The sequence below is a fragment of the Psychrobacter sp. APC 3281 genome (assembly GCF_030407815.1).
GTDB lineage: Bacteria > Pseudomonadota > Gammaproteobacteria > Pseudomonadales > Moraxellaceae > Psychrobacter.
Genome location: NZ_JASDCS010000003.1, coordinates 227,943 through 249,192, shown reverse-complemented (window position 1 = coordinate 249,192; position 21,250 = coordinate 227,943). Strand labels below are relative to the sequence as shown.

The 21,250-nt window shown below is 43.8% G+C and carries 17 protein-coding genes; 10 read left to right on the top strand and 7 right to left on the bottom strand.

Annotated features, from left to right (window positions below):
- Positions 1-454 precede the first annotated feature (454 nt).
- The 4 genes from QL886_RS03545 to QL886_RS03530 all read left to right on the top strand — a co-directional run bounded on the left by QL886_RS03545 (position 455) and on the right by QL886_RS03530 (position 5,407).
- Positions 455-1,348 (top strand): hypothetical protein, encoded by an 894-nt coding sequence (locus QL886_RS03545; protein WP_290177660.1) that lies wholly within the window; start codon positions 455-457, stop codon positions 1,346-1,348.
- A gap of 351 nt (positions 1,349-1,699) precedes the next feature.
- Entirely contained in the window at positions 1,700-2,968 is a 1,269-nt protein-coding gene (locus tag QL886_RS03540; protein ID WP_290177659.1) for a putative DNA modification/repair radical SAM protein, read from the top strand.
- A 75-nt stretch (positions 2,969-3,043) separates the two neighbouring features.
- A complete protein-coding gene (locus tag QL886_RS03535) occupies positions 3,044-3,916 on the top strand; it encodes a TIGR03915 family putative DNA repair protein (protein ID WP_290177658.1) in 873 nt (290 codons plus the stop codon).
- Positions 3,917-4,066: 150 nt separating this feature from the next.
- Complete coding sequence (locus QL886_RS03530; RefSeq protein ID WP_290177657.1) at positions 4,067-5,407, top strand: glycosyltransferase family 4 protein; 1,341 nt, start codon at positions 4,067-4,069, stop codon at positions 5,405-5,407.
- Positions 5,408-5,638: 231 nt separating this feature from the next.
- Here QL886_RS03530 and QL886_RS03525 read toward each other — a convergent pair whose 3' ends face one another.
- Both QL886_RS03525 and QL886_RS03520 read right to left on the bottom strand, forming a co-directional pair.
- Positions 5,639-6,373 (bottom strand): cupin domain-containing protein, encoded by a 735-nt coding sequence (locus QL886_RS03525; protein WP_290177656.1) that lies wholly within the window; start codon positions 6,371-6,373, stop codon positions 5,639-5,641.
- The gene (locus QL886_RS03520) at positions 6,348-7,088 is read right to left on the bottom strand and encodes a gamma-glutamyl-gamma-aminobutyrate hydrolase family protein (protein ID WP_290177655.1); all 741 of its coding nucleotides are present in this window, start codon (positions 7,086-7,088) and stop codon (positions 6,348-6,350) included. Before QL886_RS03520 ends, QL886_RS03525 begins: the two co-directional genes overlap by 26 nt.
- 465 nt (positions 7,089-7,553) lie before the next feature.
- Here QL886_RS03520 and QL886_RS03515 point away from each other — a divergent pair, with 465 nt between their 5' ends.
- The 6 genes from QL886_RS03515 (at position 7,554) to QL886_RS03490 (ending at position 15,627) form a co-directional block, all read left to right on the top strand.
- Complete coding sequence (locus QL886_RS03515; RefSeq protein ID WP_290177654.1) at positions 7,554-8,897, top strand: glutamine synthetase family protein; 1,344 nt, start codon at positions 7,554-7,556, stop codon at positions 8,895-8,897.
- A gap of 1 nt (position 8,898) precedes the next feature.
- On the top strand, positions 8,899-10,275 hold the full coding sequence (locus QL886_RS03510) for an FAD-binding oxidoreductase (protein ID WP_227676907.1): 1,377 nt from the start codon (positions 8,899-8,901) through the stop codon (positions 10,273-10,275).
- Between the two features lie 198 nt (positions 10,276-10,473).
- Positions 10,474-11,967 carry a Na+/H+ antiporter NhaC family protein gene (locus QL886_RS03505; RefSeq protein ID WP_101205679.1) on the top strand — a complete coding sequence of 498 codons (1,494 nt, stop codon included), beginning with the start codon at positions 10,474-10,476 and terminating at the stop codon, positions 11,965-11,967.
- Positions 11,968-12,099: 132 nt separating this feature from the next.
- Positions 12,100-12,972, top strand: coding sequence for an N-carbamoylputrescine amidase (aguB, locus tag QL886_RS03500; RefSeq protein ID WP_356625717.1), 873 nt, complete (start codon positions 12,100-12,102; stop codon positions 12,970-12,972).
- Between the two features lie 68 nt (positions 12,973-13,040).
- Complete coding sequence (gene aguA / locus QL886_RS03495) at positions 13,041-14,156, top strand: agmatine deiminase (protein ID WP_290177652.1); 1,116 nt, start codon at positions 13,041-13,043, stop codon at positions 14,154-14,156.
- A gap of 97 nt (positions 14,157-14,253) precedes the next feature.
- The gene (locus QL886_RS03490; RefSeq protein WP_290177651.1) at positions 14,254-15,627 is read left to right on the top strand and encodes an NAD-dependent succinate-semialdehyde dehydrogenase; all 1,374 of its coding nucleotides are present in this window, start codon (positions 14,254-14,256) and stop codon (positions 15,625-15,627) included.
- 246 nt (positions 15,628-15,873) lie between these two features.
- On the opposite strand, the gene QL886_RS03485 is transcribed toward QL886_RS03490, so the two are convergent.
- From QL886_RS03485 to QL886_RS03465, 5 genes are all read right to left on the bottom strand, one after another.
- Positions 15,874-16,098, bottom strand: coding sequence for a hypothetical protein (locus tag QL886_RS03485; RefSeq protein ID WP_290177650.1), 225 nt, complete (start codon positions 16,096-16,098; stop codon positions 15,874-15,876).
- Positions 16,099-16,366: 268 nt separating this feature from the next.
- Entirely contained in the window at positions 16,367-17,809 is a 1,443-nt protein-coding gene (locus QL886_RS03480; RefSeq protein ID WP_101205684.1) for an APC family permease, read from the bottom strand.
- A gap of 60 nt (positions 17,810-17,869) precedes the next feature.
- Complete coding sequence (locus QL886_RS03475) at positions 17,870-18,046, bottom strand: hypothetical protein (RefSeq protein ID WP_290177649.1); 177 nt, start codon at positions 18,044-18,046, stop codon at positions 17,870-17,872.
- 87 nt (positions 18,047-18,133) lie between these two features.
- Positions 18,134-19,393 carry a 4-aminobutyrate--2-oxoglutarate transaminase gene (gabT, locus tag QL886_RS03470; protein WP_290177648.1) on the bottom strand — a complete coding sequence of 420 codons (1,260 nt, stop codon included), beginning with the start codon at positions 19,391-19,393 and terminating at the stop codon, positions 18,134-18,136.
- Positions 19,394-19,594: 201 nt separating this feature from the next.
- A complete protein-coding gene (locus tag QL886_RS03465) occupies positions 19,595-21,058 on the bottom strand; it encodes an NAD-dependent succinate-semialdehyde dehydrogenase (RefSeq protein WP_156410706.1) in 1,464 nt (487 codons plus the stop codon).
- Positions 21,059-21,250: the final 192 nt, after the last annotated feature.

The window sequence follows — 21,250 nt, the reverse complement described above, 5'->3', positions numbered from 1 at the left end:
AGTCTATAAATTTGATGTTCTCAAAGATAGACAGTTCGAGAAATGACTTTTAAATAATAGTTTTTATGACAATGATTGCGCCTGACTACTTAGTTATGCAATTCCATAGATGAAAGCTGTACTACACATAGATAGCATTTATACCATTTCGGTTACACAATGCTGCTTTTATCCATGATTTGTTTTGGCGCATAATTATTTGAGTTTGAGTGCACAACAGCTTCAATATTCAGTTTATTCAATAAGAAATAGTTAAGATTGAATAGCTTTTATACAAGTTAGTATTGCGGCGCTTTTACTAAAAATAATGATGGTCTGATCGCATACATAGGCTAATATCAGCACTACTACCCTCGTTATTTGGCATATTTTTCAGTGTCATTTAGCGGGGGTTTTGTTTATCTAAGCATTATCTATTGTTGTATTACTTACTATTATTTTTGAGGAGTCTTTTATGATTATGAACGATGATTTTCAAACACCAACTGCTAAAACGACTATGGCAAAAAATGCAGCTATGTCTGCATTGCTAGCAGGCATCATGTTGGCCGCATCATCGGCCAATGCTGCCCCTGAGATCGCTATTAGCTCATCTGCGAGCGGTAGCACCACTGTGGTCGAGCAATACTCTGATGGCAAAACTGCTACTATTACGGCGACGCCAAACGGTATCACCATGCAAGACGGCATGCCGTACGCGGTAACTCAGGTGACCACTGTGCCACGCTATGTCGTGCGTCAGTCTCCTATTGTCCAAGGTATGACGACCGTTACTAGCGTACCAGTGACTAACTCTATTACCAATAAAGTCACTAAAGTAGATGTGATTACCACGCCTGCTAGCAGCGTGACGCAAGTACTACCTGTCGCAACCAATGTCACCCCGCCAGTGATTATGCAGCAGCCAGTGACCAATCAAGTAACGACAACGACGGCAACTTTGGATACGTTGCAACTGACCCCTACCTTTAGTACGCCTGGCGTGGTCAATGCCAACACCAAAGTCATGAAAATTCTAAAAAATGCTGATGGACGTGAAGTTGCCGTTCCTGCCAATCATATTGCCCCAGGCGATGTGATCGAGTATCACACCACTTATACAAACACCACAGCACAGCCAGTTAATGACATCAACGCAATGATCTCATTGCCAAGTGGCGTCCAGTTAGTCTCGTTGAATAGTCCTCTGCCGACGCTTGCTACCACTGGCGGAGACAGCTATCAAACCATTCAGCAGGTTGGCAATACTGTGGTTGTCCAAGAAAACTACTCTGGTCTAAAATGGAACTTGGTGAACTTTGATGCCAATGCGGCCAAAACCGTCATCATACGTGCCAAGGTTCAATAAACATTAAACTGTCGCGTATTATTATTTAACGGTTATCGGTATATGTAAAAGGTCTTGTGGACTAGCTATCTAGTCCACAAGACCTTTTTTTTGGAAAATAGCCAAGCACAGATACTCACGATACTAGCCATTCCTCTCCTATTGCTTGGTATTGCAGGTATCGTTGGCGGATTGGTGGTTGGATTCTTAGCTGAAAAAATCTTTGTGTAAATTCAAATCATAGCCAAAAATTCAGATTTTCGTGACGACAACCGTTGTCGCATATCATTCTAACTTCACCTATAAATACAATGACTTAGCGATAATTTTGGTAAAATAGTCTTTCATCAATTAATTGGTAAAACGCGACTTATGGCAAACATCAATTATGAAAGATTACAGGGCAAACTCAATATTTTGGCTGATGCTGCCAAGTATGATGTTTCCTGCTCATCCTCCGCTGGTACGCGTAAAAACCAAGGCGGTGGTCTAGGCGATGCCTCAGCAACGGGTATCTGTCACAGCTATACCGAAGATGGTCGCTGCGTCAGCCTATTAAAGATTCTTTTGACCAATCACTGCATTTACGACTGTGCTTATTGCACCTCACGTAAAAGCAATGACACGCCGCGTGCTGCGTTCAGTGTCGAAGAAGTCGTCGACTTAACCATGCAGTTTTATCGCCGTAACTATATAGAAGGGTTATTTCTTAGCTCTGGTATCTTTAAAAGTGGCGACTATACGATGGAACGACTGGTCGAAGTCGCCAAACTTTTGCGTACCCGCGAGCGGTTCAATGGCTATATCCATCTAAAGACCATCCCAGGTGCGTCAAAAGAACTGCTGCTAGAAGCAGGATTATATGCGGATCGTTTGAGCGTCAATATCGAGATTCCGACCAAATCAGGATTGGCTTTGCTTGCACCAGAAAAATCACACGACCAATTAAAAGCACCGATGGAAACGGTAAAAGAAGAAATCATCACCATTCGTGAGAGCCGTAAAACTCATAAAAAAGTGCCTAAGTTCACGCCAGCAGGTCAGACCAGCCAAATGATCGTTGGTGCGAGTAACGAGACTGACTTGCAGGTGATTCAGCTATCGAGTCACTTTTACAAAACGTATGATCTCAAGCGGGTCTATTACTCAGGTTATGTACCTATGCTCTCTGACAATCGCTTGCCTGCGATTGGAACGCCTGTGCCGATGGTGCGGGAGAATCGTCTGTATCAAGCAGATTGGTTAATGCGCTTTTATGGTTTTGGCGCGCATGAGATTGTGGAGCCGGAGTCGCCATTTTTAGATTTGGACTGCGATCCAAAACTGGCTTGGGCAATACGCCATCGCGAGCATTTCCCAGTCAATATTCAAACAGCGACTTATGAGATGATCGTGCGTATCCCAGGTATCGGTACAAAAACTGCTAAAAAAATCGTCAAAGCACGTAAATTCAATCAATTGACGCTATACCATCTAAAAAAGATGGGCGCTGCGGTCAACCGTGCTAAATACTTTATCGCAACCACTGGCAAGAATGAACACCTTGCTCATTTAACGCGCGATAATTTCCGTCAGTATGTACTAGCTCAAACGCAGACCAAGTTTAACGATCAGCGTACTGGGCAGTTAGCTTTATTTTAGAATGGCTCTAGATACCATGTGTTAAAAAACCTGCTATCTCGCTACTGTATTCATGATAGAAATGTAGGATAAAACATGTCAGCACTTATGCAAAACGACTCTTACGCTGTCGGTCAATTGACGCCTAGCATTGTACTGTATCAGCCTAGCTTTGAAGGTTGGCTGAGTGCGGTGTTTTATGTCTATGCCAATCGTCTACAAAACGATATGTCACTGAAACTAACCGCGCAAGATTGCTATGTGCCCTCACTCATCGCTCAGGCGACTAGCGTGGCAACTGATGAGGACAAAGCCGAGCGTGTGTTGGTCAAATTAAATACCTTATTGGGTCGCTCAGGCATGCGAAATATCTTGTGGGGATTTTTATCAGAGAAAGATGATATCGGTACGACATTGTTCCGCGTGGTCAAATACGCCATCGACTACCCTAACCGTCAGATCATGCAGGATTTGGGTAATTTAGACGTTCTCGAATTAGTCCAAACAGTCAAATCGGTTGGCCGTGAAAAACGTCGTATGGAAGCATTTGTACGTTTTGAGCATACGACTGATGATATTTATTTTGCACGTGTAGATCCTGATTTTAATGTACTACCACTCATCGGAGAGCACTTTCGGCAGCGTTATCAGGATCAACATTGGGCAATCTATGATCTGACTCGGGGCTACGGTATCTATTATGATAAAAGTAATAGCACGCCATCACGTCCAGCAAAGCTGCAAACCATTACTGATCTCGATGATGCGGTATTACGCAATCCTGCTAGCATTCATAGTCCTGATGAGCAGCGCTATCAAAAATTTTGGCAAGGTTATTTTACCAACGTTAATATCAAAGAGCGCAAAAACCCTAAGCTGCATAAGCAATATCTCCCGCAGCGCTACTGGAAATACTTGAGTGAAAAACAAGTACTGCCCAATGCTGAACATTTACAAAAACGACGTTAATGGCTTTTGTTGTTTATTAATCCATGCCTTACGCTTATATAGTCTAAAAACCGCCTATCTGACCTCATCTTTTTATCTTGATGGTTGAGTTTTAATCGCTTTTAACTGACAATAGCAAATTGATATTACTAACCGGTGACCAACGCTATTATGAAAGTTATGCGCTTACTGTCGTCTCTAAAGCATGATGAATCCGAGCGCGGCATTTTTCATCTTGGGCGGGCATTGGTCAAAAATGAGCATACCTCTATCATTGTCTCGAGTGCCGATGAAGACAATGATTTAGTTAGACGTCTCAAACGTGATGGCAATATTTACCATCAGCTGCACGTAAATAAAAAGTCTTGGCTATCGCTATTGCAAGTCTCTGCACTGCGGCATTTGATAGAAAAGTACGAACCCGATGTCATTCATGTGCACTCGCGTACCCCTGCATGGATATTACATTTGGCACTGCGCCGCGCACGCGTCAGGCGTTTCCCCAAACTGGTCTCGACCATGTATGGGTTTTATCCAATCAATAAGTACTCTCAGGCTCTACTCAATGTTGATACGATAATCACCGTATCTGATAGCGTCACTCAATACTTAAAAAAAGGACTGCGCATCGAAGACGTAGATCCTAAAGTCATCACGCGTATCTATCGTGGTATCGACACTCGGCGCTACCCTTATCGTCATAATCCGTCGGTCTATTGGTTACGTCATACCTTTGCTGAATACCCTGAGCTTGAGCACAAAAAATGGCTCGTATTCCCAACCGTCATCGGTAATGAGTACGGACAAGAGTGGCTGATAGATATCTTGGGTAACTTGCAAGAACAGTTCCCAAATATTCACGTCATTATTATGGATGAAGACTATAAAGACGGCGATGTCGCTCATGAAGATTTTCGCCAACGTACTAACAGCTTGGAATTGGCTGAACGTATTACCTATGTGGGCAGCAAACGTAATGATATGCGAGAATGGCTATCGGCGGCCAATATTGTCATGGCACTTGCCAATGAGCCCGAGTCAATCGGTATCAATGCCCTACAAGCCATACATCTAGGTACGCCAGTCATTGGTTGGGATCAAGCCGCCTTTAGCGAGATTTTACAACCGCTCTACCCACAAGGACTGGTAAAAAAGTACAATGCCAATGCGCTTTGTAAAGCAGTTAGAAATCAGCTAGAGAGTGTGACGCGTCCTGAAATGACCAACAAATTCACCATGCGTGAGATGATTGAAAAAACGCTTGAAGTATATCAAAGCTTACATGATACGGCGCTTGCCGAAGAACAAGCCGAAGCAGATGCTATCGCAGTTCGACGCATCAAACGCAGTCTGAAGAAAGCATCTAAACCCGCCCTAAATGTCGCTGTAAAAAATATCGAACCTGTTGCTAAAAATCCAAAAATAAAGCTGACCAAAGAAAAGTCTAAGACAACGGATAATGTCGATACGGTAGATACGACAGAAACAGCAGACGACAATCATCAACTATAAGCTAAGCATTTTATTCGATAGGTAATTTTATAATCAAAAAAAGGCTACTTCTAAAATGGAAGTAGCCTTTTTTGTTGTTCAATCATCACTGGGCAATATTAAAACTGACAAAATTTTGCTTATAGTCAAAGAAATCTAAAACAGCTACAAGGCAGCCGACCGCAGATTGTACTTGTAGTACCTCTAGGGAGGGTAACACCGTAGCGGTTTAGTGGTTCGCTGACTATAGGTTTAATAAGTCGTCGGTGTATGGGCACTTACAATACGGGTAACGCTATCGGTAGGATTAATAAAAGTATGCGGCTGAATGGTATCAATCACATAGCTATCACCTTGATTTAGTAAATAGGTACTGTCTTCGATACGAATAATAATCTTACCCTCGATGACCGTACCAATCTCCTCACCTTCGTGAGCGATTTTTTCTTCTGTTGAGCTATTTGGCTGATAGGTCTCTATCAAGAACCCTAAGTTTCTTGTCCTGCTACAGTTATAAACCTGCTTTAGTGACACTTTGCTATTGGGTTCATTAAGCTCTAATAGATCCTTTGGCGTTACAATCACTCTAGCCTTTGGCTCTTTCCACTCGTCACTAAAAAACGTAGTCAGATCAGAACCCAACACTGTCAAAATCGCCTTTAACGTATTTACCGCTGGACTGACCTTATTGCGTTCAATCGAGCTGATAGACGTGTTCGTCAACCCTGACAGTTTTGCCAATTTACGTTGCGAATAACCTTTTGCTAGACGCAGCTGGTTAATCTTTTTGCCAATGTCTTCCTTCAACGATTCATCTGCTTCAGAATCATTCAGTTCATCATCATCGATATCATCTATTTCAATATCAACATCAGCTACATCTTTGTCATCGACACTATCAACATCGTTTTCAATGTTATCACTATCAGTGACAGCAGTTTCTGCCTTACTTTTAGTTGTGCTATTCGGTTTGTGGTTCTCTGGCATGGTGAATAAATTCCGTGAATAGAAATTTGGACAAGCTATCTTGCGCATAATTTAACTCAGGATGCCATTGTACACCAATCATAAATGGATGTTGTAACAAGCTGATAGCCTCTACCAGGCCATCAGGCGCTAACGCTTCGACGAATAAACGCTCGCCTACTTTATTGATGGCTTGTTTGTGCAATGAGTTGACGTGCCACTTTTCACCAAATGCTGCCAGCCTTCCTTGAGGTTGAATGATAACGTCATGTATGGGCTGATACTGCACCTCAAGCGGTTGGGTATTGTCTTCTAAATGCTGCTCATAAAATCCATCGATATCACGCCAATCAGGATATAGCGTGCCACCAAAATGAACATTCATCTCTTGCAAGCCTCGGCAAACTGCGAACAGCGGAATGTTTTTTTCGTCTGCATAAGCCAATAACTTGAAGCTCAGCTCATCACGGCCTAGATCTTCTTTGGCTTCGGTATGCGTCGCACCATAACGAGTTGGGGCGACATTGCTATAACTACCGGTCAATAAAATACCATCTGCTATTTCGAGCAGCGCATCGAAGTTTTCGCTGTCAGCAGCTGTATTTGGCAGCAATATAGGATTGCCACCATAAAAGTTTACTGCATCGATGTATTTTTGATATACCGCCTGTGCTGGCTGTCCGTCAACCATCTTATGACAAGACACAATAGCAATAATAGGTCTGGAATTTTTCATATCATTTTCCCTCGTTATAACAACTAGACCTAGGCTGTCTATGTTGTCTAATCCCTTATTTAGCTAAAATTTAACACAACGCCTCGTAAAATGTAAACTATAAACTTCATTAATACTGGTATTTGTACTAAAAACCCGTATTTGAGTTATTTTAGGATAATTTTAAATAAAAATTGACAATTATAGTTTTCATCCATATATTAAAAGTCAGCAACAATGATAACCAACATAGTTTAACTTTTAGACTGGATAAAAACGCCTGAGGGCACAATCTATAAGTCACTAATATCATTGATAAAAATTTAGCAGTAGTACAAAAACCTCGTACTTAACCAATAATTTATCAAATACTTATTGATTAAGTGTTCGTTATAAATGCCACTAGCAGAGAATTTAGACACCACAGCCAAAACGTAGTAGCAGTAACAAACCCAGTAATTCTACAAATTCATAGGAAGAACAGACATGATGACAACCAATGGAATGGTCAAATCTGCAAACAGCACAGAGTACGTCTATGTTGCCGCAGGAGATATCAATGGCTTACTTCGTGGTAAGCGCATCCCTTTTGATCAAATGGAAAAAGCAGAAAACGGTGCAATCCGATTACCTCTGTCAATCTTAGGTGTCGATATATGGGGCGCTGATGTCATCGAGTCTTCGCAGTGCAATGGTGATATCGATGCCATTGCCCGTCCAACTGGCCGTGCTGCTTATCCGCTTCTCAATACCAGTGCCCCTTCATCGCTACTACCGATTTGGCTATATACCGAAGACAATAAACCTTACTACGGTGATGCCCGCCATGTTTTGGACTACATCAGTAAAAAGTTCAGAGCACTGGGATTGACACCAGTGATGGCAACCGAACTAGAGTTTTATTTGGTTGACTATACTGAGGGAGAGACACCCAAGCCGCCTATCCGCCCCAAGAGCGGCCTAAGACTGAATAAAACATCCATCTTGAGTATCAATGACCTATTACAATTCGATGAATTTTTAGATGAAGTCTACGAGCAGTGTGAAAAGCTCGATATTCCTGTCGATGCGGCTCTAGCGGAAAATGGTTGTGGTCAGTTTGAGATCAACTTATTACACGTCGACGACCCATTAAAAGCTGCTGATGACGCTATTTTGTTTAAACAAGTGGTCAAAGCCGTGGCAGCTCGTCGTAAGCTTACCGCCACCTTTATGGCAAAACCTTTTGGCTTACAGTCTGGCAATGGCTTTCATGTACATTGCAGCTTATTAGATAAAGATGGCAATAACGTATTCGATGATGGGTCAGATGAAGGCTCAGATATGTTGCGTCATGCAGTGGCTGGCCTACTTAAGACCATGTCAGATTGCACTTTATTGTTTGCACCGCATGTCAACTCTTACCGCCGCTTTACCCCCGGTACATTGGCCCCAAACAACGTGTCATGGGGTTATGAAAACCGCACCGCAGCTGTACGTATCCCCGGCGGTGACACTAGAGCACGCCGTATCGAACATCGGGTGTCTGGCGCAGATGCCAACCCTTATCTAGTTTGTAGCGCAGTACTGGCGGGTATGCTGTATGGTATCGAAAACAAGCTTGAAGCACCTGAGCCGATTAACAGCATTACTTATGATGCAGCAGAACTAAAAACCTTACCGTTAGACTGGCTCTCAGCCATTCGTCAATTTGAGAGCAGCGATGTGGTTGACTCACTATTCCCAAGCGAGATGATTGAGCTATTGATTGCAGTCAAAAAGCAAGAGGCCAAACGTTTTGCTCAGCAAGTGACCAACCTTGAATACCTCACCTATTTACAGGATGTTTGATATGTCAAATAGTAGCCCAAATAGCAATCAAAGTAGCAATATGGCAACGAACCAAAACCCACCTTCTAACAACACGCGCAATATCCCGCATTACTCAGATAAGGGTCAATACCCTGATAGCTATTATGCAGCCAGTCGCAACCCTAAGCCTGACAGACCAACGCTTAAAAACGATATTCAAGTAGAAATCTGCGTGGTCGGTGGTGGTTATAGCGGCTTATCAACTGCCCTACATCTTATCGAAACAGATCATGAGGTCGTCGTGCTTGAAGGCGCACAGATTGGTTGGGGCGCATCAGGTCGTAACGGCGGTCAAATCGTCAATGGTCTAAATGCTAGCCTGCAAAAAATTAAAAAATCTTATGGTCAACAAAGTGCAGACTTCGTCGGTCAGCTAGTGACTCGCGGTGGCAAAATTATTCGCCGGTTTGTCAGTGACTACGATATCAGCTGCGATCTGAAAGAAAAAAACATCTTTGCAGCATTGAATAACGGACAGCTAAAAGACTTGCAAGAGACACATGCACTGTGGGAAAGCCACGGTATGCATGACCGAGAGATGCTAGACAAAAACGGCATTCAAGAGCATATCAAGTCAGATGCTTATGTGGGCGGCGTCATCGACCATTCAGGTGGACATTTCCATCCATTGAACCTTGCATTGGGTGAAGCAGCAGCTATCGAAAAAAATGGCGGCACGATTTATGAAAACACCTTAGTCGTAGATATTGAATACGCTGACGACTCTATCAAAGTCATTACTGAGTTTGGCACGGTGACTTGTAAGCAAGCCGTTCTATGCGGTAACGCTTATCTCAATAAAGTCATTCCTAAACTGACTGATCGCGTAATGCCAGTATCGACGCAGATTATCGCGACCGAGCCATTAGGCGATTTGGCCGATCAACTGCTCCCTACTGATGTCTGTGTCGAAGATGTGCGCTACATTCTTGATTACTATCGCCTCTCAGCAGACAAACGTATGTTGTTTGGCGGCGGTACGGTTTACGGCGGTCAAGATCCTGCTGATATCACGGCCAAAATCAGACCCAATATGAATAAGATTTTCCCAGAGCTGCGCGATGTGAAAATCGACTACGCGTGGAGTGGTAACTTTGCTCTGTCTTTCTCTCGTGTACCGCAAATGGGCAAACTACATGAGCGCGTATATTTCGCCCACGGCTATAGTGGACACGGCGTAACAGGCTCTCATCTGTTCGGGCAAATCTTGGCTGATGCTATCAATGGCAAAACCAAAGAATTTGACACCTTTGCACAGATACCTTGGATTCCGTTCCCAGGTGGCAGGGCTCTACGCGTGCCCTACTCGGTCATGGGCTCATGGTGGTATGCACTAAAAGACACCACTGGCATGTAAATACATGACCAACCATGCATAAAAGCGGTCGACATAGACAACGCTTTTATAATAAAAACTACTGTTGCCTTGACCTATCACAGTAATGGATTGCTGTAATAGGACGCTCGATAGAAAGTTGATTCGCTACTGTCTGTCGAGCATCAACCACCGAATAGAGTTTGTTTTAAAAAATGAGGTTCTACAGGGAGCGCAAGTATGAACATGAAACTCAATGATGCTGTCGAAGGGCACTATCATAACAAGCGAGTCTTTCTCACCGTAATAGTAGCCGTCGTCATCTATCTGGCCTTTGCTTGGCTATCCATGAGCCGTGGTCCAGATGAATCTTGGGGTGCTTTATCTTTATTACCCACATTATTAGTATTAGTCACCGCCATTGTCTCTAGGCGACCGTTTGAGTCTATGATCGCAGGCTGCGTCGCTGGCCTTGTAATGCTCAACCCCTTTGATTTGGTTTCCCCCTTTGCAGACAATATGTCGATGGTCTTGGGCAACGAGACCATCATTTGGATTGTCCTCGTCTGTGGTCTGATGGGCGGGTTAATCCAGCTTCTTGAAATCAGTGGCTGCCTAGATGGTTTTAGTGAATGGCTACAGAAAATCATCAAGTCGCGTCGTCAGTCATTGTTGGCCACTTTTGCTTTGGGCGTTGTGGTCTTTATCGATGATTATTTAAACTGCTTGGCCGTATCCACCTCCGTCAAAAAACTCACTGACGTCTATAACGTCTCTCGTGAAAAGCTCGCCTATATAGTCGATTCGACCGCTGCCCCTATGTGTATCATCGTGCCTATCTCTACTTGGGCCGTTTACTTTGCGGGTCTACTAGAAGAAAATGGCGTGGCAGCAGATGGCGAAGGCATTGGGCTTTATATCAGCGCTATCCCTTATATGGCCTATGCTTGGTTTGCCTTACTTATTGTATTTTTGGTTGCTTATGGCATATTGGGCGATTGGGGTCCGATGAAAAAAGCAGAGAAACGCGCCAAGGCTGGTAACCCTGTTCCTGAAGCATTTGTCGAAGAACAACTGATTTCAAACGTCAAAGCCAAACGCAAGCTGTCATTCAAAGCCAACATTGCCAACTTTGCCTTCCCAATGATCTTACTCATTGTCTCAACCGTTTACTTTGAAATCGACCTGTTACGCGGGGCCCTATTGACCTGTTTTGTGACTGTCGTTGTCTACTGGATGCAAGGTATCTTGAGCTTTGAGACACAAGTTGAAGCTATCTTTAAAGGCTTTAAAGTCATGCTCTATCCACTCTCGACCGTTATTGGTGGCTTTTTCTTAAAAGCAATCAACGATGAGCTTGGTATGACCATGTATGTGATTGAGGCTATCACGCCTTATATGACCATTATCATCTTCCCTGCGGTTATCTTTGCGGTCATGGCATTCTTGACCTTTGCGACTTCATCAAGCTGGGGTCTATACGTGTTGGCGATGCCTATCGTGTTCCCAATATCGCTCGCTCTTGGCGTGAGCACACCACTTATGATTGGCGCATTGTTATCAGCCTCATCATTCGGTAGTCATGCGTGTTTCTTTAGTGATTCATCATTACTTGCCGCGCAAGGTGCTGGCTGCTCACCCATGCAGCATGCCTTTACCCAGTTCCCGTATGCGATGTTAGGTGCAGGACTGTCCGTCGTGACCTTCTTAGGATTGGGCTATATGATGGCTTAAGCCGATAAAACTTAACCAATATGGACTTAGCTATTGTCGCTATACACTAACGAATGATGAGAAATTGTTCGTTAGCAAATACGAGTCATTACTTACCTATAGTATTAATTATCTATCAATAAAAGGATTGAGATCATGCGAAACGTTACTGTGGCGACTACGCAAATGACATGCGGCTGGGACATCCAGCAAAACATTGCGACCGCGACTGACTTGGTCAAAAAAGCGGCCAATGATGGTGCCAATATTATCTTACTTCAAGAACTGTTTGAGACGCCCTACTTCTGCCAAGTTCATGACTTTGATTATTTTAAACTGGCAACTTCAGTCGAAGACAATGCAGCTATCAATCACTTCAAAAAGCTGGCAAAAGAATTAGAAGTGGTACTACCGATTAGTTTTTATGAAAAATCAGGCAATACATTCTTTAATAGCATCACTGTGATTGATGCAGATGGCGAGATATTAGGCACTTATCGCAAAACGCATATACCAGACGGTATTCCTTATGCCGAAAAGTTTTACTTTACCCCTGGTGATACAGGATTTAAGGTTTGGCAAACCAAATACGCTAAGATTGGTGTCGGTATCTGCTGGGATCAGTGGTTCCCTGAATGCGCCCGTAGTATGGCATTGATGGGTGCCGAGTTGCTATTTTACCCGACTGCCATTGGTGATGAGCCAACACTCGGTATCGACTCAAAAGGCCATTGGCAGCGCTGTATGCAAGGCCATTCTGCCGCCAACCTGATGCCAGTTATTGCAGCCAATCGCATTGGCACAGAAACCATCAGCCAAAATGGCAATGACAGCACGATGCAGTTTTATGGTAGCTCGTTCATTACTGATGGCCGCGGCGACATCATAAAAGAAGCGTCAGCAGATACTAGTGAAGTGATTAGTACTACCTTTGACTTAGACCAACTGGCTATCGATCGTCAGCAATGGGGTGTGTTCCGTGACCGTCGTCCATCGATGTATGGCACACTGCTCACTCATGGTTAACCTGATTTCCGTCTATTTAGTTTACTCTCACTATTTTTATGGTCGCTCGTGTACGATAAGGTGATTTTATGTCTATATTACTGACAGACTCAACCCCGCAGCAAGATGGCTTTTATATGCCAGCAGAGTTTGAGCCAATACAAAAGGTATGGATGGTCTGGCCATACCGTGCTGATAACTGGCGACAACAAGCTGTCCCTGCCAAGAAGGCTTATGCTGATGTTGCATTGGCAATTAACAAGTTTTGTGACGTTGGCGTACTGGTCAATCCTGACGATTATCAGCAGTGCCGCGATAGCTTGCCTGATGATATTGACGTTATCTCTATGCCTAGCAACGATGCGTGGGCGCGTGATACCGTGCCGACATTTTTAATCAATGACGCAGGCGAACTACGCTCTTGTGATTGGACATTCAATGCGTGGGGCGGAGACTATGATGGCCTCTACTCGCCATGGGATGACGATGATAAACTCGCAGAACGACTGTGTGAGCAGCTAGATATTCCGCGCTATCGAACGGATGACTTTGTCATGGAAGGCGGCGCGTTTCATGTCGATGGTGAAGGCACGGTTTTGACCACGCGTATGTGCCTGCTAAGCCCGGGGCGCAATCCACATCTGAATGAGCAGCAAATCGAGGATAAGCTAAAAGCCTATCTCAATGTCCAAAAAGTGCTCTGGGTCGATGATGGTATCGATCCTGATGAAACTACAGGTCATATCGATGATATCGCCTGCTTTGCGCGACCTGGTGAAGTGGTTTGCTTATTCACTGATGATCCTGAGAATCCGTTTTATGAAGCAACGCAAAAAGCCTATAAGCAGCTCTCAAATATGACTGATGCAAAAGGCAGACGACTAACAGTCCATAAGCTGTGCTGTACCCAGCAGCCAGTGACCTTGCCTGATGATTATGACATTGTACAGTCTGACGATGCCAAACCTCGCCTAACGGGTGATGTTTGTATCGCCTCATATGCCAATTTTTTGATTTGTAATGATGCGGTCATCGTACCCCAATATGATGATATAAATGATGCACTCGCCATTGAGCAGCTTGAAAAAGTCTTTCCTCAGCATCAGGTAGTGGGAGTACGAACAAGAGAGATTGTTTTTGGTGGCGGTAATATTCACTGTATTACACAGCAGCAACCAAAATCATCGATCAAAGGCAATAACTAAAAGCATTAATCAAAAGTTTTCATTAAAAGTAGCAGCATAAAAATATAGACCCAAATGGATTTTGAACCCAATAATATTTTAAAATAAAGGACATAATATGAGTGATTATCAAGTTAATAACCCAGCCACTGGCGAAATAGAAGCCACTTACCCTACCGCCACTGAACAAGATATCCAACACGTCATTGAACAAGCAGACACTGCTTATCAAGACTGGCGTAAAGTGCCATTAAACGAGCGCAGTGCATTACTGCATAAAATCGCTGATATCTATCTTGAGCGTCAAGACGAGCTATCACGTATCGTTGCCAACGAAATGGGCAAACCTGTTGCCCAAGCAAAAGGCGAGATCGGTCTGGTGGCTGATATCTACCGCTACTATGCAGACAACGCTGAGCAGCTACTAGCGCCAAGCACCATTGATGTAGACTCAGGATCAGCGTCGGTAGAAAAACACCCTGTAGGCGCGCTACTAGGTATCATGCCGTGGAACTATCCACATTACCAAGTAGCCCGTTTTGTCGCGCCAAACTTTATGGCGGGTAACACGATTATTCTAAAACACGCACCGCAGTGTCCAAACACCGCAGAAGTTATCGTCGATATCTTTAAAGATGCAGGCGTACCTGAAGGTGTTTATAACAATATTTTTGCGACCAATGAGCAATCAGCGACCATTATCAATGACACACGCGTACAAGGTGTCTCGCTAACAGGTTCTGAACGCGCTGGACAAGCCGTGGCAAAAGAAGCTGGCGGCGCACTCAAAAAAGTCGTTTTAGAATTGGGTGGTTCAGATGCCTTTATCGTCGCAGCCGATGCCGATATCGAGCAAGCGATACAAGGCGCTATCTCTGGTCGTTTTGGTAATACTGGACAAGCCTGTAACGCAGCCAAGCGTTTGATCGTCATCGAATCCGTCTATGATAAATTCGTCGAAGGTTTTACCAATGCGGTCAGCAACATGACTTTGGCCGACCCGCTTAAAGAAGATACGTTTATTGGCCCAATGTCATCAAAAGCCGCTGCGGTCAACTTGCAAGCGCAGCTAGACAGCGCTATCCAAGCAGGGGCGAAAGTATTGGTAGAAGGCGGCATGGACAAAGACAAGCCTGGCGCTTGGTTTAAGCCTGCGGTACTGACAGATGTGACTGAATCCATGGATGTATATCGTGAGGAGCTGTTTGGTCCTGTAGCAGTCGTCTATAAAGCAAATGATATCGACCATGCTATCAAGATTGCCAACGACGTGCCTTTCGGTCTGGGTGCGTCTATCCAAACGCAAGATGCGGCACTGGCTGCTGAAATCGCTGACAAATTAGAAGTGGGTATGGTCACTATCAATGCGCCTTCTGGTTCTGAGGCCAATACGCCCTTTGGCGGTGTTAAACGTTCAGGCTTTGGCCGTGAGCTTGGCACTCTTGGCATCACCGAGTTCTTAAACTATAAACTGATTCGTGATAAGTCTTAATAGATTAAAACCTGAGTTAAATAAAAAAAGCCTAACGTTTGACGTTAGGCTTTTTTTATTTAACTCAGGTTTATTACTTTTACGCTAAATTGTCTCTACATAGCTAGATGATATGATGTCGAGTACACTGCCAAAAACCATAAAGTCTCTTTCTGCTTATTGAGCAGGGTATCGGCTAGTAGAAGTACCTCTATCAATCGTTTGACACTGGAATCTCGCAGCTTTCTCAATGAAATGGTAATACTATTATTTTTCTAAAGCAAAAAAGGCGTCTTTGACTAAGTGGTCTTCTTCATTAAAACGAACATATATCCCTTCACTATCTTTTGTTGCATACCAATATTCTTCATTTGCGCCAATATTTATTTGGAAAAACTTATTGTTTATAATATTACCGACAATGTAAATCGAACCTTCTACAAAAAAATCGTTGCCACAGATACATTTTAGTTTATCTCCACTTCTGATCATATAGCTAACCTCCACGACAACGATAATAGTAAACAAGAGTAAGCTATTTTACTTTTTTATCATTAAATGTCAATATACGAATATTATGCTAGTTAATTATTTATCAAAAAAAACTAAGACTCTTATCTAATCAATAAGGGATAGAAAATGACTTCAAGCTAATTTCTACTGTCCTAAATATATCAACTCATTTTTGAACAGAACAAAGACAATAAAAAAGCCTAACGTTTGACGTTAGGCTTTTTTATGAAAGCTAATTAAAGTACTTCTATTTTTTATATGGATTCTCTTTTAACCATTGCTGGTTAGCCGTTTTCAGCTCGCGCAGCTCGTGATCCATAATGTCTTTACTCTTACCAGGATTCTTCATCGTAGCATAACCGTACAATACCCCACCAAGTACAATCCAGCCAAGGAAAATCCACCACTCAATAGCGACAAGTGCTGATGGCATACCTGGTAGATATAGCGCCAACATGCCAAGACTTAAGATAATAGTGATGATACCAACCAACTTACCTGCTGGTACTCTAAACGGACGTACCATATCGGGCTCACGGTAGCGCAGCACTAAGAATGAAAGAGCCACACAAGTATAAGCAATAACAATACCGAACCCGCCTGCATCTACAATCCATACCAGCATTTTGCGACCAAATAATGGGGCAAGTGTCGCGAGACCACCGATCAATAAAATCGCATTGACGGGCGTATTATATTTCGGATGCAGCTTGCATAAAAACTGCGGCAACATGTGCGTTTTGCCCATAGCATATAGCAGACGACTACCACCAATAAGAAACGCGTTCCAGCTCGATAAAATACCTAGCACGCCGCCAATAACTAGCAAGGTGCCTGCCCACTTACCATTCCAAGCATTGGTCATCGCATCAGCCGTTGCCAATGTTGAGTCTTGTGCTTGTAATAGCGGTAAAGTCTTACCCACACTCCAAGCGACTGCTACATACCACAGCACCGCGATAATAATAGAAACGATCAAAAACTTACCGATGTTCGGACGAGATAGATTGATTTCTTCTGCAGCTTGAGGAATGACATCGAAGCCAACGAATAAGAACGGTACCATCACCATCACCGTCATGATGCCACCCATACCACCAATAAAGTTAGGCGCTTGTACGGTATTAGAAGTTTCAGGACTGAACAGTAACGCCCCCACGAATAGTAATATACCAACTAGAAAGATACCGACGACTGCTGTTTTTTGGAACCACGCGCTGACTTCCATACCGCGTATGTTCAGCCAAGTAACAATCACTGAGCCAAGCATCCCGACGCCTACCCAAGTGGCGTAAACATCCCAGCCAGCAACATTCCAAAGATACCCTTGGCTATAATTGGGAATAATATATTCGACGACGGTGGGCAGCGCCACGGCCTCAAACGCGACGACTGAGAAGTAACCGAACAAAATACTCCATGAACAAATAAATGAGACATTAACCCCTAGTGCTCGGTGGGTATAAGTATGCTCACCACCAGTAATTGGCATAGAGGCCGCAAGTTCAGCATACGTCACACCAATCAATACAACTACCAGACCGCCTATCAAAAAGGCGCTAATTGCGCCCCATATACCTGCCGAGATGATCCAACTACCTGCCAGTACAACCCAGCCCCAACCGACCATTGCACCGAATGCCAGTGCAATGATATCGAACACCCCTAGCGACTTTTTTAATTCAGACATAACCTACTCCTTGTCTGTGTTTCATCCGTGTGAACCTGTTACAGTTACACTATTTTTGTTTCATGGGATCATACCCATCATGTTTGTTGTGTCTGTCGCGTCGCCGAAAATTTTGCATTTGCCGTCGGTATAGTATTCAAACAGCAAATACAAAAACGGCGTCTTGACTTGCAAGGCGCCGTTAAAAAACTCACTCAAAGCGAGTGTCATAAGGGCAACCTTGCCGTTATCTTTCATACAATCTTTTAACCAATATCGGTACTTGAACTAGATGTACTTGGTTAAAAACGATCCATCGCTAAAGTAAATGACACTCAGTATTGCTTATGCCGTTAGAATACCTTTGATGATATCAAGGCCTTCTTGTAACACTTCATCTTCAACTGTCAATGGCACCATCACACGAATGGCATTGCCATACATACCACAAGACGCTAGTAGCAAGCCTTGCTCAAATGATTTTGCTTTTAGATTGGCTGCGGCGGCGGCATCAGGCTTGCCTTCGCTATCAATCAATTCAAACGCTAACATCGCGCCCTTATGACGGATATGACCGATACTGCTTAGGTTCAAGCCTTTTAAGAACGCGGCGATGGTATCACCAATCACCACACTACGCTCAAGTAAGTTTTCTTCTTCGATCACTTCCATAACAGCAAGTGCGGCCACACAGGCAAGTGGGTTACCAGAATAAGTACCACCCAAGCCGCCTACTTGCGGCGCATCCATGATGTCAGCACGACCAACCACGGCTGAGATAGGATAGCCGCCAGCCAAGCTCTTGGCAGTTGTCATTAAGTCAGGCTCAACACCTAGCTGCTCACCTGCAAACAAGGTGCCGGTTCTGGCGAAACCACACTGTACTTCGTCAAAAATAAGCACGATGCCATGCTCATCACAAATCTCGCGCAACGCTTTAGCGAATGAAGGCGTCACCTGATGGAAACCACCCTCGCCTTGGACTGGCTCGATGATCATTGCCGCCACTTCACTAGGATCGATATCTGCTTGAAAGATCATGTCCAGGCTATGTAGCGCTTGCGCTTCTGTCACGTTCAACTCTTCTGCAGGGAACAACGCATGGAACACAGGTCCTGGCATCGGGCCAAAGTTCTTTTTGTATGGCAATACTTTGCCTGTCAGGCTCATACACATCATGGTACGACCATGCCAGCCACCAACAAAAGAGATCACGCCTGGACGACGGGTTTTAGCACGAGCAATCTTGATGCAGTTTTCAACGGCTTCTGCGCCAGTGGTCAAAAAGAATGCTTTGGTGTCGCCGCTGATAGGCGCTTTTTCACACAGCTTTTCAGCCAAATCCACATAGCATTCGTAGTTGATCATTTGCGCCGCAGTATGCGTAAATTTGTCTAACTGCTCATGCACACGTTGAGTGATTTTTGGATGGCTATGACCCGTGTTCAATACTGAGATACCTCCGACAAAGTCGATATAGCGCTTGCCTTCGATGTCCCAGATTTCTGAGTTCTTTGCTCTTTCTGCAAAGATAGGAAAGGCAACCCCAAGTCCTGTTGGTAAAACAGCTTTGCGGCGCTCAAGTAATGATTGATTGGTAGTCATGGGAATGTCCTTTTCTTTGTTCGTAACATAAGTGCCATCTAGTGAATGGCGGTTTATTTGATGTTTATCTTTGTACTCAGTAGATATCAAATGGTGCTTGTTTGACCCAAAACACCATAGATATCTAAAAATTTGCGTTAGTTTTTTCTTTTTTAATTGTTACTGTGCTAACCATTAAGCCAACTCATTAAGTTATGGCTATTAGGTGATATCAGAGCACCAGTATTTGGTCGTGATATAGTCTTCGATACCATATTTTGAACCTTCACGGCCAAAGCCAGACTGCTTCACACCACCAAATGGGGCAACTTCTGTAGAAATCAAACCCGTGTTGTGACCGATAATGCCGTACTCAAGACCTTCGGTAACGCGCCATGAGCGGGCATAGTCGCTACTATAGAAGTAAGCGGCCAAGCCATAAATCGTATCGTTAGCAGCACGGATAACTTCTGCTTCGTCTTTGAAGGTAAAGATGGTCGCAATCGGTCCGAAGATTTCTTCAGAGGCGATGTCCATATCACTGCTAATATCTGTAATAACCGTTGGGTTATAAGTCAGTTCTGATGCGTCATTGACACTACCACCAGTGACCAGTTTTGCGCCTTTATCCAGAGCATCTTTTAGCAAGGCTTGTACTTTATCTAACGCTTTTTTGTTGATAAGAGGACCGATATCTACGCCTTCTTCTAAGCCGTTACCTACTTTTAATTCAGCAACTTTTTTGACAAAGACATCTAAGAATTTATCTTTAATGCTGTCTTGAACGTATACTCGGTTGGCGCAGACACAAGTCTGACCAGCATTACGATATTTAGAAGCGATTAAACCAGCAGCGGCTTTCTCTAGATCGGCATCATCAAAGACGATAAATGGCGCATTGCCACCCAACTCTAACGATAGCTTCTTAATAGTTGGCGCGCATTGTGCCATCAACGTACGGCCTACTTCTGTAGAGCCTGTGAATGACAGTTTATGAATGCGTGCATCACCCGTTAAGATGTCGCCGATGACAGAAGACTTACCAGTGACGACCTGAATGACGCCAGCAGGAATGCCCGCTTGCTCTGCCAATACACCAAGTGCCAATGCAGAGTAAGGTGTCTCGGTAGCAGGTTTGACGATAATCGTACAGCCTGCTGCTAGTGCAGGAGCAACTTTGCGCGTGATCATCGCAGCTGGGAAGTTCCAAGGTGTGATAGCAGCGCAAACACCAACTGGCTGTTTGAGAACAACGTGACGTAACTGTGTGCTATTAGCAGGAATCACATCACCATAGACGCGCTTGCCTTCTTCAGCAAACCAACGGATAAAGCTGTTGGCATAACCTACTTCACCACGTGACTCAGTCAGCGGCTTACCTTGCTCAGCGGTCATAATAATGGCCAAATCTTCTTTATTGGCATCGATTAGATCAGCCCACTTTTGCAATAGCTCTGCACGCTCTTTGGCTGTTTTTGCTGCCCAGTCTGCTTGGACATCATGAGCGTAAGCAACGGCTTCGTTGACATCTTCTGTGGTCAGGCTGGGTACAGTACCAATGAGCTCGCCATTAAAAGGATTGTTGACATCAAGCACAGCTTCATCACTAGCAGCATGCCAGCCGTCTTTAATGAAGCAAGATTGTTTGAGTAAATCTGGATTTGATAACTGCAGCGCATGTGACATGTTGACGCTCCTTGTCATATAGGGTGTGTTTATAAGAATGAATAAAATAGTAAGTCGTAAATAATTATTGATAATTCATTATTTGTTCAATATACTGAACACGTATTCTATATACGAGACGTCATTATAAGAACGATATGACGCGATTTGCAACCCTTAATCTCATTATTTTAAAAATTATCTTGTACTTCT

Coding starts and splice junctions, on each gene's coding strand:
- QL886_RS03545 (WP_290177660.1), top strand. CDS start 455: ATGATTATGAACGATGATTTTCAAACACCAACTGCTAAAACGACTATG.
- QL886_RS03540 (WP_290177659.1), top strand. CDS start 1,700: ATGGCAAACATCAATTATGAAAGATTACAGGGCAAACTCAATATTTTG.
- QL886_RS03535 (WP_290177658.1), top strand. CDS start 3,044: ATGTCAGCACTTATGCAAAACGACTCTTACGCTGTCGGTCAATTGACG.
- QL886_RS03530 (WP_290177657.1), top strand. CDS start 4,067: ATGAAAGTTATGCGCTTACTGTCGTCTCTAAAGCATGATGAATCCGAG.
- QL886_RS03525 (WP_290177656.1), bottom strand. CDS start 6,373: ATGCCAGAGAACCACAAACCGAATAGCACAACTAAAAGTAAGGCAGAA.
- QL886_RS03520 (WP_290177655.1), bottom strand. CDS start 7,088: ATGAAAAATTCCAGACCTATTATTGCTATTGTGTCTTGTCATAAGATG.
- QL886_RS03515 (WP_290177654.1), top strand. CDS start 7,554: ATGATGACAACCAATGGAATGGTCAAATCTGCAAACAGCACAGAGTAC.
- QL886_RS03510 (WP_227676907.1), top strand. CDS start 8,899: ATGTCAAATAGTAGCCCAAATAGCAATCAAAGTAGCAATATGGCAACG.
- QL886_RS03505 (WP_101205679.1), top strand. CDS start 10,474: ATGAACATGAAACTCAATGATGCTGTCGAAGGGCACTATCATAACAAG.
- aguA (WP_290177652.1), top strand. CDS start 13,041: ATGTCTATATTACTGACAGACTCAACCCCGCAGCAAGATGGCTTTTAT.
- QL886_RS03490 (WP_290177651.1), top strand. CDS start 14,254: ATGAGTGATTATCAAGTTAATAACCCAGCCACTGGCGAAATAGAAGCC.
- QL886_RS03485 (WP_290177650.1), bottom strand. CDS start 16,098: ATGATCAGAAGTGGAGATAAACTAAAATGTATCTGTGGCAACGATTTT.
- QL886_RS03480 (WP_101205684.1), bottom strand. CDS start 17,809: ATGTCTGAATTAAAAAAGTCGCTAGGGGTGTTCGATATCATTGCACTG.
- QL886_RS03475 (WP_290177649.1), bottom strand. CDS start 18,046: ATGAAAGATAACGGCAAGGTTGCCCTTATGACACTCGCTTTGAGTGAG.
- gabT (WP_290177648.1), bottom strand. CDS start 19,393: ATGACTACCAATCAATCATTACTTGAGCGCCGCAAAGCTGTTTTACCA.
- QL886_RS03465 (WP_156410706.1), bottom strand. CDS start 21,058: ATGTCACATGCGCTGCAGTTATCAAATCCAGATTTACTCAAACAATCT.